This window comes from uncultured Dokdonia sp. (assembly GCF_947492535.1).
Classification (GTDB): domain Bacteria; phylum Bacteroidota; class Bacteroidia; order Flavobacteriales; family Flavobacteriaceae; genus Dokdonia.
In genome coordinates this window covers 73,952-88,839 of the sequence record NZ_CANLNH010000017.1, presented here as the reverse complement: position 1 = coordinate 88,839, position 14,888 = coordinate 73,952, and the positions used below count along the sequence as shown (strand labels likewise).

17 protein-coding genes are annotated in these 14,888 nt (G+C 34.7%); 14 read left to right on the top strand and 3 right to left on the bottom strand.

The window, feature by feature from the left end; translation table 11 throughout:
- Nucleotides 1-69: 69 nt before the first annotated feature.
- A complete protein-coding gene (locus Q1A60_RS18610; protein ID WP_299767796.1) occupies nucleotides 70-1,182 on the bottom strand; it encodes an adenylate kinase in 1,113 nt (370 codons plus the stop codon).
- A 201-nt stretch (nucleotides 1,183-1,383) separates the two neighbouring features.
- Between Q1A60_RS18610 and Q1A60_RS18605 the strand changes: the two genes are divergently transcribed.
- From Q1A60_RS18605 to Q1A60_RS18590, 4 genes are all read left to right on the top strand, one after another.
- Nucleotides 1,384-2,529, top strand: coding sequence for a 5-(carboxyamino)imidazole ribonucleotide synthase (locus Q1A60_RS18605; protein WP_299767798.1), 1,146 nt, complete (start codon nucleotides 1,384-1,386; stop codon nucleotides 2,527-2,529).
- A 17-nt stretch (nucleotides 2,530-2,546) separates the two neighbouring features.
- A complete protein-coding gene (purE, locus tag Q1A60_RS18600) occupies nucleotides 2,547-3,026 on the top strand; it encodes a 5-(carboxyamino)imidazole ribonucleotide mutase (RefSeq protein ID WP_299767800.1) in 480 nt (159 codons plus the stop codon).
- 246 nt (nucleotides 3,027-3,272) lie between these two features.
- Complete coding sequence (locus Q1A60_RS18595; protein WP_299767802.1) at nucleotides 3,273-5,300, top strand: M3 family metallopeptidase; 2,028 nt, start codon at nucleotides 3,273-3,275, stop codon at nucleotides 5,298-5,300.
- A 64-nt stretch (nucleotides 5,301-5,364) separates the two neighbouring features.
- Complete coding sequence (locus tag Q1A60_RS18590; protein ID WP_299767804.1) at nucleotides 5,365-5,808, top strand: hypothetical protein; 444 nt, start codon at nucleotides 5,365-5,367, stop codon at nucleotides 5,806-5,808.
- A 54-nt stretch (nucleotides 5,809-5,862) separates the two neighbouring features.
- On the opposite strand, the gene Q1A60_RS18585 is transcribed toward Q1A60_RS18590, so the two are convergent.
- Nucleotides 5,863-7,083 carry a glycosyltransferase family 4 protein gene (locus Q1A60_RS18585; protein WP_299767806.1) on the bottom strand — a complete coding sequence of 407 codons (1,221 nt, stop codon included), beginning with the start codon at nucleotides 7,081-7,083 and terminating at the stop codon, nucleotides 5,863-5,865.
- 575 nt (nucleotides 7,084-7,658) lie between these two features.
- On the opposite strand from Q1A60_RS18585, the gene Q1A60_RS18580 reads away from it, so the two are divergent.
- The 9 genes from Q1A60_RS18580 to Q1A60_RS18540 are packed head-to-tail and all read left to right on the top strand — an operon-like array spanning nucleotide 7,659 to nucleotide 12,377.
- Complete coding sequence (locus tag Q1A60_RS18580) at nucleotides 7,659-8,162, top strand: MarR family transcriptional regulator (protein WP_299767808.1); 504 nt, start codon at nucleotides 7,659-7,661, stop codon at nucleotides 8,160-8,162.
- 55 nt (nucleotides 8,163-8,217) lie between these two features.
- Nucleotides 8,218-8,565 (top strand): hypothetical protein, encoded by a 348-nt coding sequence (locus tag Q1A60_RS18575; protein ID WP_299767810.1) that lies wholly within the window; start codon nucleotides 8,218-8,220, stop codon nucleotides 8,563-8,565.
- Entirely contained in the window at nucleotides 8,562-8,996 is a 435-nt protein-coding gene (locus Q1A60_RS18570; protein WP_299767812.1) for a hypothetical protein, read from the top strand. The genes Q1A60_RS18575 and Q1A60_RS18570 overlap by 4 nt, the downstream gene beginning before the upstream one ends.
- A gap of 11 nt (nucleotides 8,997-9,007) precedes the next feature.
- Nucleotides 9,008-9,895 (top strand): class I SAM-dependent methyltransferase, encoded by an 888-nt coding sequence (locus Q1A60_RS18565; protein WP_299767814.1) that lies wholly within the window; start codon nucleotides 9,008-9,010, stop codon nucleotides 9,893-9,895.
- Between the two features lie 7 nt (nucleotides 9,896-9,902).
- Complete coding sequence (locus Q1A60_RS18560) at nucleotides 9,903-10,244, top strand: hypothetical protein (RefSeq protein ID WP_299767816.1); 342 nt, start codon at nucleotides 9,903-9,905, stop codon at nucleotides 10,242-10,244.
- Nucleotides 10,234-10,587, top strand: a complete 354-nt coding sequence (locus Q1A60_RS18555) for a hypothetical protein (protein ID WP_299767818.1) — start codon at nucleotides 10,234-10,236, stop codon at nucleotides 10,585-10,587. Before Q1A60_RS18560 ends, Q1A60_RS18555 begins: the two co-directional genes overlap by 11 nt.
- A gap of 11 nt (nucleotides 10,588-10,598) precedes the next feature.
- Nucleotides 10,599-10,997, top strand: coding sequence for a hypothetical protein (locus Q1A60_RS18550; protein ID WP_299767820.1), 399 nt, complete (start codon nucleotides 10,599-10,601; stop codon nucleotides 10,995-10,997).
- A 7-nt stretch (nucleotides 10,998-11,004) separates the two neighbouring features.
- Nucleotides 11,005-11,931 carry a TIGR01777 family oxidoreductase gene (locus Q1A60_RS18545; protein ID WP_299767822.1) on the top strand — a complete coding sequence of 309 codons (927 nt, stop codon included), beginning with the start codon at nucleotides 11,005-11,007 and terminating at the stop codon, nucleotides 11,929-11,931.
- Nucleotides 11,928-12,377 carry an SRPBCC family protein gene (locus tag Q1A60_RS18540; RefSeq protein WP_299767824.1) on the top strand — a complete coding sequence of 150 codons (450 nt, stop codon included), beginning with the start codon at nucleotides 11,928-11,930 and terminating at the stop codon, nucleotides 12,375-12,377. The genes Q1A60_RS18545 and Q1A60_RS18540 overlap by 4 nt, the downstream gene beginning before the upstream one ends.
- 82 nt (nucleotides 12,378-12,459) lie before the next feature.
- On the opposite strand, the gene Q1A60_RS18535 is transcribed toward Q1A60_RS18540, so the two are convergent.
- Nucleotides 12,460-14,085 (bottom strand): T9SS type A sorting domain-containing protein, encoded by a 1,626-nt coding sequence (locus Q1A60_RS18535; protein ID WP_299767826.1) that lies wholly within the window; start codon nucleotides 14,083-14,085, stop codon nucleotides 12,460-12,462.
- A gap of 233 nt (nucleotides 14,086-14,318) precedes the next feature.
- Here Q1A60_RS18535 and Q1A60_RS18530 point away from each other — a divergent pair, with 233 nt between their 5' ends.
- The gene (locus Q1A60_RS18530) at nucleotides 14,319-14,870 is read left to right on the top strand and encodes a sigma-70 family RNA polymerase sigma factor (protein WP_089372902.1); all 552 of its coding nucleotides are present in this window, start codon (nucleotides 14,319-14,321) and stop codon (nucleotides 14,868-14,870) included.
- Nucleotides 14,871-14,888: the final 18 nt, after the last annotated feature.

Below are 14,888 nucleotides of genomic sequence, written 5' to 3'. Positions count from 1 at the left end.
TGTACGCCTTCTTTATACGCTTTCGCGAAAGCGTACTAAGCCCTATAATTTACTAGGGAATATATATTCTTATAACGTATCAATCACAGTACTTAAACGTGCTGTAATTTCTTCTATACTTCCTACACCGTCTACTCCAAAATACTTGTTTTGTTTCTCGTAAAACCCTTTTAAAATAGCCGTTTCTGCATAATATACGTTGATACGATTACGAATCACAGCTTCATCTGCATCATCTGCTCTACCTGATGTTTTTCCTCTTTCTAAAAGGCGTTGCACTAATACTTCATCATCTACTTCTAAAGCGACCATCGCAGCAACTTCAGTATTTTTTGAAGCAAGTAAAGTCGCTAAAGCATCGGCTTGCGCTTCTGTTCTAGGAAAACCATCAAAAATAAATCCATTGGCATTTGGATTCTTTTCTACTTCTGCATTTAACATATCTATCGTTACGGTATCAGGTACTAATTGTCCTTTATCCATATATGATTTTGCTAAAGTCCCTAATTCGGTAGCATTTTTTATATTGTATCTAAATACATCTCCTGTAGAGATATGTACTAGATTGTATTTTTCTTTTAATACATCAGCTTGTGTTCCTTTTCCAGCACCTGGAGGGCCGAATAAAACAAGGTTCTTCATGTGTGATTGTTTAAGTTTATAAATAGCAGTAAGATTACGTCCTAGCCCTTTATAGTCTAGTCCGAATCCAACAACAAAATCATTGGCAATTTCTAAGCCTACATAATCGATTGTATACGGTTTTGTATAGGCTTCTGGTTTGTAAAATAAGGTGGCTATTTTAAAAGAAGCAACTTCTTCTTGTTCAAGAATCTCTATAATCGTCTCTATGGTATTACCAGAATCTACGATATCTTCTATCACTACGACGTCGCGTCCTTTTAGAGAAGGCTCTGCTCCCATGACGGTAAAAACCTCATCACTCTGCTTTAATCCATCGTAACTTGCTACTTTAATAAAGCTCATCTCACACTCTCCATCAAACTTTTTAATAAGTTCTGCAGCAAAAAGAAAGGCACCATTAAGCACTGTAAGAAATACAGGCCTTCTATCACTATACGCATCATTGATACGCACTGCAACACCATTTACGGCTTGCTGTACCTCGGTTTTTGAGATACATTCTTCAAAGGTAAGTTCGTGTAATTGTACAGTTTTCATAGTATTTTACAAAGGCGCAAAGATACCACCAGAAAAGGACAAATCACAAATTCGGATTCTATAATACGCAAACTTGTGAAAAGCATCTAAATTCTGAGGTATAGAAACGAGGTTTTTGTATTTTTGAGTTTTAAATTTTTATGCTTGTCGTACTTCGGCAAGCTCAGCATAAACCTCAACGCTGTTGAGAGCGTACTCTTTATGAAAAACTATTTTTCTTCACAATTCAAATTAGGTATTTTAGGTGGTGGTCAACTAGGCAAAATGATGCTTTATGACACTCGAAAATATGATATTCAGACCTATGTATTAGACCCTAGTGCTGAAGCTCCTTCAAAAATTGCATGTAATTATTTTGAACAAGGGAGTCTTATGGACTATGATACTGTTGTAGCTTTTGGACGCAAAGTAGATGTACTTACCTTCGAAATAGAGTCTGTAAATGTAGCTGCTCTTGAGACATTAGAAAAAGAAGGGTTAACTGTATATCCATCTGCAGATACGTTACGTAAGATTCAGGATAAGGGTGTTCAAAAACAATTTTATGCAGATCAAGATATTCCAACAGCACCTTTTAAAAGATACGCTTCTGCACATGCTATTTTAGAAGATGCTCCTTCCTATCCTTTTGTATGGAAATCATGCACAGGCGGCTATGATGGGAAAGGTGTTTCTGTTATTAGAAGTGCTCAGGATTTGGAAAAATTACCAGAAGTACCTTGTATTGCTGAAGAAATGATTCCTTTTAAAAATGAGCTCGCAGTCATTGTTGCTCGGAATCCTTCTGGAGAAGTAACTACCTATCCCGTTGTCGAGATGGAATTTCATCCAGAAGCAAATCAGGTAGAATATGTGATTTGTCCAGCTCGTATTGATGAGCAGGTTGCACAAAAAGCAAGAGCTGTTGCAGAAAAAGTATCAAAGGCGTTTGAACACGTAGGTTTACTAGCTGTCGAAATGTTTCAAACTAAAGAGGATGATATCTTGGTAAATGAAGTAGCACCAAGACCTCATAATAGTGGACACTATAGTATAGAGGGAAGTTATACTAATCAGTTTGAGCAACATGTACGAGCTATTTTAGATTTACCTTTAGGAAAGACAGCGAGTAAAGTTGCCTCTGTGATGGTAAACCTCGTAGGAGAAGAAAATTATCAAGGACAAGTGCAGTATAAAAATATTGAAAACATCATGCAAATGGATGGTGTTACCGCTCATATTTATGGAAAAAAGGAAACACGTCCCTTTCGAAAAATGGGACATGTTACAATCGTAGATGAAGACATACGTGTCGCAAGAGCTACTGCTGAAGATGTCAAAAAAATGATTAAAGTAATTTCTGAGTAATAAAAAAACAAAAATATATGAAAGTAGGAATCATCATGGGAAGTACAAGTGATCTTCCAGTTATGCAAAAAGCCATTGATATTCTTGAGCATTTAGGAATTACTACAGAAGTAGATATTGTAAGTGCACACCGTACGCCAGAAAAGCTTTTTGATTATGGTCAAAATGCACATACCAGAGGTATCAATGTGATTATTGCTGGTGCAGGAGGCGCTGCTCATTTGCCTGGGATGGTGGCTTCATTGTCTCCACTCCCTGTGATAGGTGTTCCAGTAAAATCTCGAAATTCTATAGATGGATGGGATTCTGTATTATCTATCTTACAAATGCCTGGCGGTGTTCCTGTAGCAACCGTTGCATTAGACGGAGCTCAAAATGCAGGGATTCTTGCAGCTCAAATTTTAGGTGCTACAGATACTGACATACAACAAAGAATTATCACGTATAAACAAGAATTAAAACAAAAGGTTATTGACGGGGCAAAAAGTCTAAAATAAAAAAGACCACCTCTCCAGGTGGCCTTTCTATCAATGTAACGTTGGGGTATTGAATTTGTATTTATTAACCATCCTAAATAGTATCAAACCTTATGTTTTTACATTGAATTGGGGAATTCTCACTAAAACTCACGTCAAAGATATCATTCAGTTTAAAACCAACTGTTTAAATCCTACCGACATAACCTAAACATCGATGAAATACACAAAAATATCGATGAAATACAAAAATTAATTGCATCTTATATGAACATAGCAGATAACCCACTCTTACAACCTTTTAATGAGGCTCCTTTTTCTAGCATAAAAAACGAACATTTTAAGCCTGCATTTGAAACAGCCATTACGATGGCTAGAGAAGAAATAGATACGATTACAAACAATACAGATACACCTACTTTTGAAAATACAGTGGTCGCTCTTGATTATGCTGGTGCACAATTGGATCGTATTTCTAGTGTGTTTTTTAATTTGAATAGCGCAGAGACTAATGAACATATTCAAAAAATAGCACAAGAAGTATCCCCTTTACTTTCTGAGTTTGGAAATGATATTACGCTTAACGAGCAATTATTTGCTCGTATTAAAAGTGTATATGATCAGAAAAATTCCCTTGACCTATCTGTAGAAGAACATACGCTTTTAGACAAACGTTATAAAAGTTTTGCACGTAACGGTGCCAACTTAGCTGAAGACAAAAAATCTCGATTAAGAGAAATAGATGCTGCTTTAGCAAAATTGAAACTTACGTTTGGAGAAAATGTACTCGCAGAGACCAATGCTTATGAGTTACATCTTACAAACGAGAGTGACCTCGATGGTTTACCAGAAAGTGCTAAAGAAGCCGCTGCTAGTGAAGCCAAGAACAGAGATAAAAAAGGATGGGTGATCACATTAGATTATCCAAGCTACATTCCGTTTATGAAATATGCGACTAACAGAGCATTACGTAAAGAACTCTCTATTGCTTTTGGTAGTAAAGCATTTAAAGGAAATGAGCAGGACAATCAAAAAAATGTGTTAGAAATCGTTCAATTACGACATGAACGCGCCAATCTTCTTGGGTATGATACGCATGCACATTTTGTATTGGAAGAACGTATGGCAGAAACGCCAGACAAAGTCATCTCTTTCTTAAATACACTACTAGAAAAAGCAAAACCAGCAGCTCAAAGAGAATTTGCGCAATTGGAAAATTTCGCGAAAGCGGAAGACAACATAGAACAATTAGAAAAATGGGATGGCTCATATTATTCTGAAAAATTAAAGCAAAAACTATTTAGTCTCGATGACGAGCAATTAAAACCCTATTTCAAGTTAGAAAATGTCATTACTGGTGTATTTACTGTGGCTCAAAAATTATTTGGACTTCAGTTTGAAGAAGTATTTGATGTAGACACCTATCATGAGGAAGTAAAAACCTATCATGTATTAGACGCCGATGGTAATTTTATTTCATTGTTTTATGCAGATTTTCACCCTCGTAAAGGAAAACGCGGTGGCGCTTGGATGACATCTTTTAAATCTCAAATGATGAAAGATGGTGTAAATGAACGACCACATGTATCTAACGTATGTAACTTTACTCCTTCTACGCCCAGCAAACCTTCTCTACTTACGTTTAATGAAGTGACTACTTTATTCCATGAGTTTGGACACGGATTGCACGGAATGCTTGCTAATACAACCTACCCTAGTTTATCGGGAACATCGGTGTATTGGGATTTTGTAGAGCTTCCTAGTCAGGTGCTAGAAAATTGGTGTTATGAAAAAGAAGCGTTAGAGTTATTTGCAACACATTATGAAACTGGCGAAGTGATTCCTATGGAATTGGTTCAGAAGATCAAAGACTCTGCAACTTTCCAAGAGGGAATGCAAACCTTGCGTCAACTGAGTTTTGGATTGATGGATATGGCGTGGCATAGTCAAGATCCATCTGCAATTACTGATGTTAAGGCATTTGAAAGTGATGCATTCTCAGAGACGAGTTTATATCCTCCAACGCCAGAAACGTGTATGAGTACTTCGTTTTCTCATATTTTCCAAGGAGGATATTCTTCTGGATATTATAGTTATAAATGGGCAGAAGTATTGGATGCAGATGCGTTTGAATATTTTAAAGAGCATGGAATCTTCAATAAAGAGATTGCTCAAAAATTTAAGGAGCATGTATTATCCAAAGGAGGTACTGAAAATCCAATGACGTTGTATAAACGTTTTAGAGGACAAGAACCTCAACCTGATGCTTTATTGAGAAGAGCGGGATTGATTTAAATATAAGCTAATAAAAGTGCGACACAAATGTCGCACTTTTATTTTATGATTACTTACCATTAAAATGACCAAAGAAGAATTTTTAATATTAATCAATGGAGCTAGTTTTGTTTCATTTAAGTTTGCTGAAAAGTATTTAAAAGACAAGTTGATTCCTGAATTTAGGTATAATGTATTTCTTAATATTTCTCATGACGATCCTTCTTTAACACAATTTGATATCTATCCCGAAGACAATGACAGAATTGAAGTAGGGCTAACTGACAAACAAGTTCTTGACTTAATTTATAGAAACGGAAAAGTCCCTGTATGGATTGACATTTCTGTTTCCAAATCAGATCGAAAAACAACAACTTTTAAACTTTTGTGTGCAGGGCGATATTCAGATAACAAAGACGAATACTATTACCAATCTGGAGGAACAGGTCCTTTTGGAATCAAAAGCCCAAATTTACCAATCAATTATAAAGAAGGTAAAAAGTTTAGATTAAAAAATAGTCCAAACTAAAAAAATATGCTTCTCAACTGCGCTCGAACGCATAATGCCAACTATATACCATTACTATTCCCCTTTATTCTTCTCCTCAATCCACTTAGACATAAATTTGGTGCTTTGCATCGTGTGATGTAGGAGCATTTGTCCTGTGAAATTGTTGCGTCTGTGTTCTAAAAGTGTATGCTTGCACTTCATGATTACAGCATAAAAATCGTCTTCAAAATCCACTCGTTGGAAGCGATTATTGATGAGTATATGTCCATGATCCTGAGCAACCTTCCACAAGTTTTTATAGGTGTATAAAGTTATGGCCGCTTTCGCGAAAGCGTATACATCATCTTCTATATATCCGCCCCAGGTAAAATCTCCCTGCATCGCCTCTGCTCCTATTTTTGTGGTGACACTTGGTGTTCCGCATTGCATAGCATCTACAAATTTCCCTTTAAGTCCCGCGCCAAAACGTAAAGGCGCCAATAATACTTTCGCTTTTGAAATAACTTCTTTGGCATCTTCAGCCCTTCTTTTTACATAAAACCCTTCCTTTGGATTGTGCAATTGCAATACTTTCTGTGAAGCATATGCGCCATACACATGCAATTGCGCATCAGGAATGGCTTTTCGAATTTCTGGCCAAATGGTATGCTTAAGTTGTAGGGTTGCATCCCAATTAGGCGCATGTATAAAATTACCAATGGAAATAAAATGAGCTCTTTCTTCAAAAGGGATAAAATCTCCCAATACGGGTGGAAGCAAAAAAGGCAGATAATGTAATAGCGTTCCAGGAACTTTAAAGAATTCCTGAAGTAATTCCATTTCATATTGAGAAATCATCAAGGTAAGATCACATCTATACATACTTGCAATTTCTCGTTTGGCAACATCAGAAAGGAGATCATTTTCTTCAAAAGCACGGTTTTCCTTTACCGCTTGATGTCTTGCCTTACGCAAACAATGTAAGTCTTCTGTATCCAATATGCGTAAGGCTTCTGGGCATTGTTGTGAGACACGCCACCCAAATTGCTCTTCGACCATAAACCGATCAAAAAGTACTATCTCTGGTGAGCGTTCTTTGATGAATGTATCAAAACTAGGATCATTGAGTGTTATCGTGCTAGTCTCAATTCCTTTTTCTGTAAGATCTATAGCGTATTCGCTAGGAGATGCTGTCGACGCATAGGTCACGCTCCAGTCTTTAGCAAGAAACAGCTCTATTAATTGCAACATACGACTTCCTGCTGCCGATGATTGTGGTTCTACCCAAACACTTGAAATGATTACTACCTTCACAGGGTAAAAGTAAGGAATCGATGGGTTTTTCAGCTATTGCAGGGTGAGAAGTGTTTAATTGTGAGTTGGTATCTGTTATTTGTTATTTGTTATTTGTTATTTGTTATTCGTTAATTGTTAATTGTTATCTGTTATCTGTTATCTGTTATCTGTTATCTGTTAATTGTTAATCGGTATCTGTTAATTGTTATCTGTTAATTGTTAATTGTTGGAATGGGGTTTATTGTTATTAATTTTTTGCCTTTCGACGAAATTAAATTACCTCTTATAAAATCTCAAATCGCAAATTCTTTCCTCTTTTCTCTCTTCTATATTTCCCTGTCTTTCGACGAAATTAAATCACTCAATCTCTTTAGATGAAATCTCAAATCACAAAAAAACAAATCACAAAAAACTTCATACTTCCCGCTTCCAACATCCAACATCCAACAAATTCCAAATCTCAAATTCTCTTCTTCTATTTTCTGCCTTTCGGCGAAATTAAATCAAGCCGCTTCTTTAGGGTTAAAATGGAAATGAAGTTATAAATGTTTCAAAATATTTTGAAAGTTCGAAAATAATAGTATCTTTGAAGTATGAAATTTGAAGAAGCAAAATCAAAATTTATCCAAACATGGGGAGCCTTAGGTTCGCAATGGGGTATTAATAAGACCATGGCACAAATACATGCCTTATTGATGATATCACCAGACCCACTGAGTATGGAAGATATCATGGAAGAGCTTCATATTTCTAGAGGAAACACAAGCATGAATTTACGATCTCTTATGGATTGGGGGATTGTATTTAAAGAATATAAACCGGGAGAGCGTAAAGAGTTCTTCTCTGCTGAAGGAAATATTGATGAATTAGCTCGTAAAATAGCTAAAGAACGTAGCCGAAGAGAGATTAAACCGACCTTAAGAGTACTACACGATATTAGTGCTATAGATGGTGACGAATCTACAAAAGCAGCTCATTTTAAAGCAAAAACAGAAGAACTATATGATTTTGTTTCTAGAGCCGATAATATGCTTGAAAAGATTACAGAACAAAAAGAAAACTGGATTACAAAAACAATACTAAAATTAATGCGCTAACTATTTTTTTAATTATAAGTTTCAATATTTTCTGAAACTTTAAAACATTCTGATTATGAAAACACTAACATATATAAATACCTTCTTACTCAGTACGCTAATGGTATCAGGTATACTGGGATATATAGAAGAAAGCTTTTGGTTACTCACAATGATACTTCCTGTCATCATTGGTATTTACCAAGGTCTTGTTGGCGTGGTGCTTTTTATAATGCAACCTACGAGTGTTCGTTTCCAATTATACATTGGAGGGCTGATACTATTTATTAGTAGTTGTTACCTACCTACTCCTAATCTATGGATGGTATTACCGATTCCATTACTACTCTACTTCACTTTTATGATACATACGGTTCATCAAAAAAAGCATGAGTACAAAACATTTAAAACATCTTCATTATGAATATTCATATTCCCAATTGGCTTATTATTTTAGGAGGTTGCGGACAGATATTTACCGCGCTTATCTATCCATATATACGTCACCGTGTTTTTGATTGGTATACAGATGTTAAACAATTAAAACCGCTTAATCAAGAAATTGCAAAAACCTATGGACGGTATATACAAGGGCTTAATTTTTCTTTTGGACTCATTGCTCTTTTACTTACTGAAGATCTTAAAAATCAGACGCCCTTAGCTTTGGCAATCACGGGGTTAATTGGAGCATACTGGGTGGGAAAAGTCGGCACTCAGGTAGCTTATTATCCTATGTATGAAATCCCACAGGAACCTATTTTTAAAATAGGAAGCTATTGTATGAATATACTGTTTGTGCTTTTTGCAGTTGTCTTTACAGCGCTATTTATACACAATCTTACAGGAATTATTTAACTAATATCATTATGAGCATTTCACTATCACATATCGTAAAAACGTATCATAAAAAAACCCATGCTACTCGTAAAGAAATCAAGAATTTTTATGATGAAGCAACAGAAGATTATACGTTTTGGAGTCAGGATTTTAATATGCATTTTGGGTATTTCTCTTTTGGAAAAACAAATCCGTTTCGACGTGATTCTATGCTAAATGAAATGAATACACAAGTTTTAAAGAGACTTGAGCTTTCTCCTTCAAAACAATTTGTAGCAGACTTAGGATGTGGTATGGGAGGAACGATGCGTCACTTCTTACAAAGACATGCTGCGCTCTCTATGATCGGAGTTACTGTATCTGATTTTCAAGTAACAGAAGGAAATAAATTATTAAAAAAGGATACTGCTGTTATTATCAAAGAAGACTTTCGTAATACCTCTATACCATCCAATAGTACGGATGGGGCAATTGCTATGGAGAGTTTTTGTCATTCGGGTCATAGTTATGACACCCTCAAAGAAGCATATCGTATTCTTAAGCCTGGGAAACGTCTTGTCATCGCTGATGCTTTTTTAAAAAAGCCACCAAGTAAATTATGTATAGGAAGCTCTTATAGTTATAAAAAGCTTTGTAAAAAATGGAGTTTAGAAGGTCTTGGTGTTATTACTACGGTCAAAAAAGAGTTAGAAAAAGTAGGGTTTTCTAAAGTGACTATTGAAGATATTTCTCCTCGGGTAGCGCCTTCTGTTTTTCACGTGCCTTTTGCCATTCCTTTATTTCTATTAAAGAAGTTATTGAAAAGAGAACCTATCAAAAAACAAAGTTGGGATAATCTAAAAGCTTCTTTTTATGCATTGACTTCTGGATTGCATATGAAAGATTTTGGCTATTACCTCATCACCGCGGAAAAATAATAAGATTATGAAACGACTATATAACATCAATAAGGTTATCATCATTATAAATCTAATACTTGCATTTATTCCTTTTATAGGTCTTTTATTTATGGCCATTACTGGTATTACACAAGTGATATCCTATATAATATATCTTACAAAATGGAGACATCTAGATACCACATTACGTAACTATTTTATCGCATACCCTTTCCTAGTGGCTATTGTATTAAGTATTCTAAGCATTGGAAAAGATATATCATTTACTATAAGCTTATCTATCGCTGCTTTAATTGCTATCTGTTTTCTTTTCCTCATAAAGAAACAAAAAGACATATTTTCCAAACCATTGTCTAATGAACTATAACATCCTCGCTTATCTTATTTATGGGTGTATGATGATATACATTATCTACAAAGTAGGGCTTATTTGTTATCGTAATGGAAATGTCTTTGTCTTACATCTTATGCCTACCAATGCACAACTATGTCTATACATAAATAATATACTCTTAACGGGATATTACTTAGTAAACATAGGATATGCTGTCTACACAATTTCTACTTGGAAGACGGTAAGAAATGCCTATAGCGTCATCGATACGATAGCGTCTCACGTAGGAAGTATTGTACTCATTTTAGCAGGATTACATTACATGAATATCATTGTACTACAACTCTTTTTTAAATCACAAAAACAACACATTTAAATACAATTATTATGGAAACTTCAAAGATCATTATCGGTTATTTTATTTATTTACCTGTTATCATATTACTCACATTTTTTGTTTCAAAGACATTATTTAAGAATGGACGTATCTTTATGATAGAAATCTTTAAAGGCCGTGAAGAGATTGCGCTCTCTACCAATCGGCTTTTTGAAATCGGGTTTTATTTATTAAACTTAGGTTTTGGGCTTTCTATATTAAGAATTGAAAGTTATCATTTTGATGAAACGTATCAAGAGCTTATAGAAGTATTAAGTACTAAAATTGGAGGTTTTTCTATCTACTTAGGGGTTATGCTATTCCTTAACTTATTCTTATTTTTAAGAGGTCGTAAGAAATCAAAATCAACCATTATTCAACGCGTGCAAGGTCCTACTGTAACACAATAAATATATTATGAAAAAACTTATTATTGCTGGAGGCACAGGATTTTTAGGCTCGGTTATCATCTCTTATTTCAAAGATTCTTTTGACGAAATTGTTTTGCTTTCGCGCCTGCCTGCCGGCAGGCAGGAAAGCACCATCAAAGACAATTCTAAAACAGTGATTTGGGATGCAAAAACCATAGATGATTGGGCAACTGAATTAGATGGAGCAGATGTACTTATCAATATGACAGGAAGATCTGTAGATTGTAGGTATCACCAAAAAAACAAAGACCTTATTTTGAATTCTAGAGTAGATAGCACGACTGTTTTAGGTGAAGCTATTGCGGTATGTAAAAACCCTCCAAAGGTATGGTTGAATTCATCTACAGCAACGATATACAGACATTCATTAGATAAAGAAATGGATGAAGAACATGGCGAAATAGGCAATGGGTTTTCTGTAAGTATTGCGAAAGCGTGGGAAAAAGCATTCTTTGAAGCAAATACACCCTCGACAAGAAAAGTCGCTTTACGTACTGCTATTGTCTTAGGAAAAGAAGGAGGAGCACTACAACCTATGACGACAATGACAAAATTGGGTCTAGGCGGAAAACAAGGATCTGGAGATCAAAAATTCAGTTGGATACACGAAGATGATTTTGTTCAAATTATTGATTTTTGTATCAAAAACAGCGAGATAGATGGTGTCATAAATGTAGTTTCTCCACATCCGTCTGATAATAAAACATTAATGAGGTTATTACGTAAAACGCTCAACATTCCATTTGGAATACCAGCTCCTAAACCCATATTAGAAATGGGAGCGTTTCTAATTCGTACAGAAACCGAACTCTTATTAAAAAGTCGCAATGTAATTCCTAAACGTTTGCTTGAACATGGATACACATTCTCCTATCAAAATTTAGAAACTGCCCTAAAAGAATTAACCACATGACCGTCATAACACTACACACAAAAATTCATAGTACCGTAGAAGAAGCTTTTCAACTCTCATTAGATATTGATTTCCATAAGAAAACAGCTTCACAAACCAATGAAGAGGCCATTGCTGGGGTGACCTCTGGAATTATAAAGCATAATGAAACAGTTACCTGGAGAGGAAAGCATTTTGGAGTATTCTTGACACACACTTCTATTATATCTGCCTATGAAGCTTCCTCTTACTTTGTAGATGAAATGATAGAAGGCCGCTTTAAATCATTTAGACATCAACATTATTTTGAACAAAAAGAAGAGAGTGTTCATATGAAAGATGTGATTACCTATCAAACCCCTTACGGGATATTTGGAAAATTATTTGACAAGCTGCTCCTTAAAAAACACTTGACAAGTTTTATTGAAAATAGAAATTCAATTCTTAAAAAAGAACTTGAACGCTAAATAGCATTTTAATTATTTAGCATAAAAAAGGCAAGCAATGTGTGGTGCTTGCTTGCCTTTTGAAAATAAAATATCATTTGTTTTACTCAATAATTATCTTCTTAGTAGTTGTTCCTTGGTCTGTAGTAAATTTCATAAAGTAAATTCCACTACTTGCCTGTTCAGTGATATCCACATCAAATACCTGTGTATTACTTAATGTAGCATCTCTAGAAATAGAAGTAAGCAATCTTCCTGTTACCGTATAAACATCTATTAGAATTTCTTCACTTTGCACATCATTCATACGTATATTCATAATACCATTACTTGGATTAGGAAATATAGATATTGTCTCACTAATAGAAGTTGATACATCATCTACAGCTAAAGTCTCTTCCTGTATTAAAAACATATACCCTTCACAAGCTCCTAGTATAATATCTAAAAGTCCGTCATTATTAATATCTATAAAATCCTGATCATAATTTCCAATATTCCAGATATTATCTTGATTCTCATAAGGATCAATGATAGCACCTCCAAAGACACCTTCATTTTCAAACAGTGTAAACGTTCTAATACCACCATTTTGTCCATTATCTTCAGAAGTATCGCAAGGAGGTTCATCAGTATCTACACTGGCAATAGTAACATCCTGATCGCCATCGCCATCTAAGTCTACCATTTTCACATTTCCTCCCCACACATCAGTTCTATCTGATGTTAACATTTGTTGTGTGTATATTACATTTTGATCTATTTGTATAGCTCCAGTATAATTTACATAATCTTGAAAATCATCAACCGTATAAAAATCTAGATCGCCATCATCATCCAAATCACTTGCAGTAAACATATAAGGTGCGGGTCCAGGAAATCTTTGAAAGTTTGTAAAGGTCCCATCACCATTATTAAACATTGTAAATAACCCTTGATCATTAAATGGAACTACAGGACCTCCTCCTGCGCCAAGACATTTAATAATATCTAAATCACCATCATTATCTACATCGTGAAATTCTGTTGCCGTACCAAAACTAGAGGTCCTTAAATTTCCCATACGACTTTGAGCTTCTTCCGTAAAATTACCGTTTCCATCATTTATATATAATACATCCAACACAGGTCCAGTCTGACTATAATTAACCATATATATTTCTGGATACTCATCTCCTGTAAGATCGCCAGCTATTGCTGCGCAAAATTGTATCACATCTATCGTAAGTGAAGGAAGTCTTGTATCTGTCTGATCTTCCAACCCTAACCAATTTCCATCGGTATCATTACCTCTATTCATATATAACTTAGGTTGATCTTGAAATGTATTTACAATAAAAATATCCATCCAACCATCTAGATCTATATCTACAGTAATTGCATCTCTAGCATCTGTAGGATCTGTTAGAAACTCTGGAGCTAATACATCTGTTTGATCTTCGAGCACTCCATTTCCATTATTCATTAATAGAAGGTCCGTTTTAGCTCCCTCAAAAGAAAAAGGTGTTTTTCGTACAACAACTAGATCTTGAAAAGAATCATTGTCAAAATCTGCTACTAGAAAATCTTTTTCCATATCATCTACAACATCAGGATTTTCATTATCCGTTATCGTCGAGATGACAATACGGTCTTCAGTCTCATCTTCAAAATTTAGCCATTGCGAAAAAGCAGAAGTTCCATTCAAAAAAAATAATAATGTACATACAGGCAGTAATATTTTTTTCATAGCATTTAGTTTTTAGTGAACATATTAAAAGCATAAAAGCCTTTAAATAAATTGTAGTCTTTATATGTATAACAGCTAAAACATATAAACTCCTACGTTTTATTAATCTTAAAATCATATCTTTCCAAAAAACTTTCTAGTAGACTTACTATAAAATTTTGATAAAATTTACATTAACAGTGTGAATTTTATCAAAATTGTTATTTTTGCGTAAACCCTCGATAAAATCGGCTATGCCATCAAACCAAATAGATCCTACAAAATGGGTCGACCAATATTCAGATTATTTATTTAATTATACCATCGCTCGCGTAAATGATAGAGAGATGGCTCAGGATTTAATATCAGAAACATTTCTTGCTGGTCTTAAGTCTATGAAAAACTTTAAAGGAGATGCTAGCGAACGTACGTGGCTTATATCTATTCTTAAACGTAAAATTATAGATCACTATCGTAAATCAAATTCTAAAAAAGGAAAAGCAGAAGTTCACATTAATTATAAAGATGATGAGAGCGAGGGTGACTGGTTAGAAGAACGTGTAGCAGATCCGTTTGATAAAACAGCAGAAGATCAAATTCAAAATGAAGAATTAGGAGAAGCTATTTATGGATGCCTTTCTAAACTTCCAGAAAAACAAGCACGTATTTTCAGAATGAAAACCATAGATGGGTTTGATACAGAAACAATTTGTAATGAATTCGATATTACTCCGTCTAACTTTTGGGTAATCATACATAGAGCTCGTACAGCTATGGCTAGTTGTATGGAAAAAGACTGGTTCTAAATACTCAAAAATTATTAA

Bases quoted from the DNA above. Each gene is read 5' to 3' on its own strand.
- Q1A60_RS18610 (WP_299767796.1), bottom strand. From the start codon at position 1,182: ATGAAAACTGTACAATTACACGAACTTACCTTTGAAGAATGTATCTCA.
- Q1A60_RS18605 (WP_299767798.1), top strand. From the start codon at position 1,384: ATGAAAAACTATTTTTCTTCACAATTCAAATTAGGTATTTTAGGTGGT.
- purE (WP_299767800.1), top strand. From the start codon at position 2,547: ATGAAAGTAGGAATCATCATGGGAAGTACAAGTGATCTTCCAGTTATG.
- Q1A60_RS18595 (WP_299767802.1), top strand. From the start codon at position 3,273: ATGAACATAGCAGATAACCCACTCTTACAACCTTTTAATGAGGCTCCT.
- Q1A60_RS18590 (WP_299767804.1), top strand. From the start codon at position 5,365: ATGACCAAAGAAGAATTTTTAATATTAATCAATGGAGCTAGTTTTGTT.
- Q1A60_RS18580 (WP_299767808.1), top strand. From the start codon at position 7,659: ATGAAATTTGAAGAAGCAAAATCAAAATTTATCCAAACATGGGGAGCC.
- Q1A60_RS18575 (WP_299767810.1), top strand. From the start codon at position 8,218: ATGAAAACACTAACATATATAAATACCTTCTTACTCAGTACGCTAATG.
- Q1A60_RS18570 (WP_299767812.1), top strand. From the start codon at position 8,562: ATGAATATTCATATTCCCAATTGGCTTATTATTTTAGGAGGTTGCGGA.
- Q1A60_RS18565 (WP_299767814.1), top strand. From the start codon at position 9,008: ATGAGCATTTCACTATCACATATCGTAAAAACGTATCATAAAAAAACC.
- Q1A60_RS18560 (WP_299767816.1), top strand. From the start codon at position 9,903: ATGAAACGACTATATAACATCAATAAGGTTATCATCATTATAAATCTA.
- Q1A60_RS18555 (WP_299767818.1), top strand. From the start codon at position 10,234: ATGAACTATAACATCCTCGCTTATCTTATTTATGGGTGTATGATGATA.
- Q1A60_RS18550 (WP_299767820.1), top strand. From the start codon at position 10,599: ATGGAAACTTCAAAGATCATTATCGGTTATTTTATTTATTTACCTGTT.
- Q1A60_RS18545 (WP_299767822.1), top strand. From the start codon at position 11,005: ATGAAAAAACTTATTATTGCTGGAGGCACAGGATTTTTAGGCTCGGTT.
- Q1A60_RS18540 (WP_299767824.1), top strand. From the start codon at position 11,928: ATGACCGTCATAACACTACACACAAAAATTCATAGTACCGTAGAAGAA.
- Q1A60_RS18535 (WP_299767826.1), bottom strand. From the start codon at position 14,085: ATGAAAAAAATATTACTGCCTGTATGTACATTATTATTTTTTTTGAAT.
- Q1A60_RS18530 (WP_089372902.1), top strand. From the start codon at position 14,319: ATGCCATCAAACCAAATAGATCCTACAAAATGGGTCGACCAATATTCA.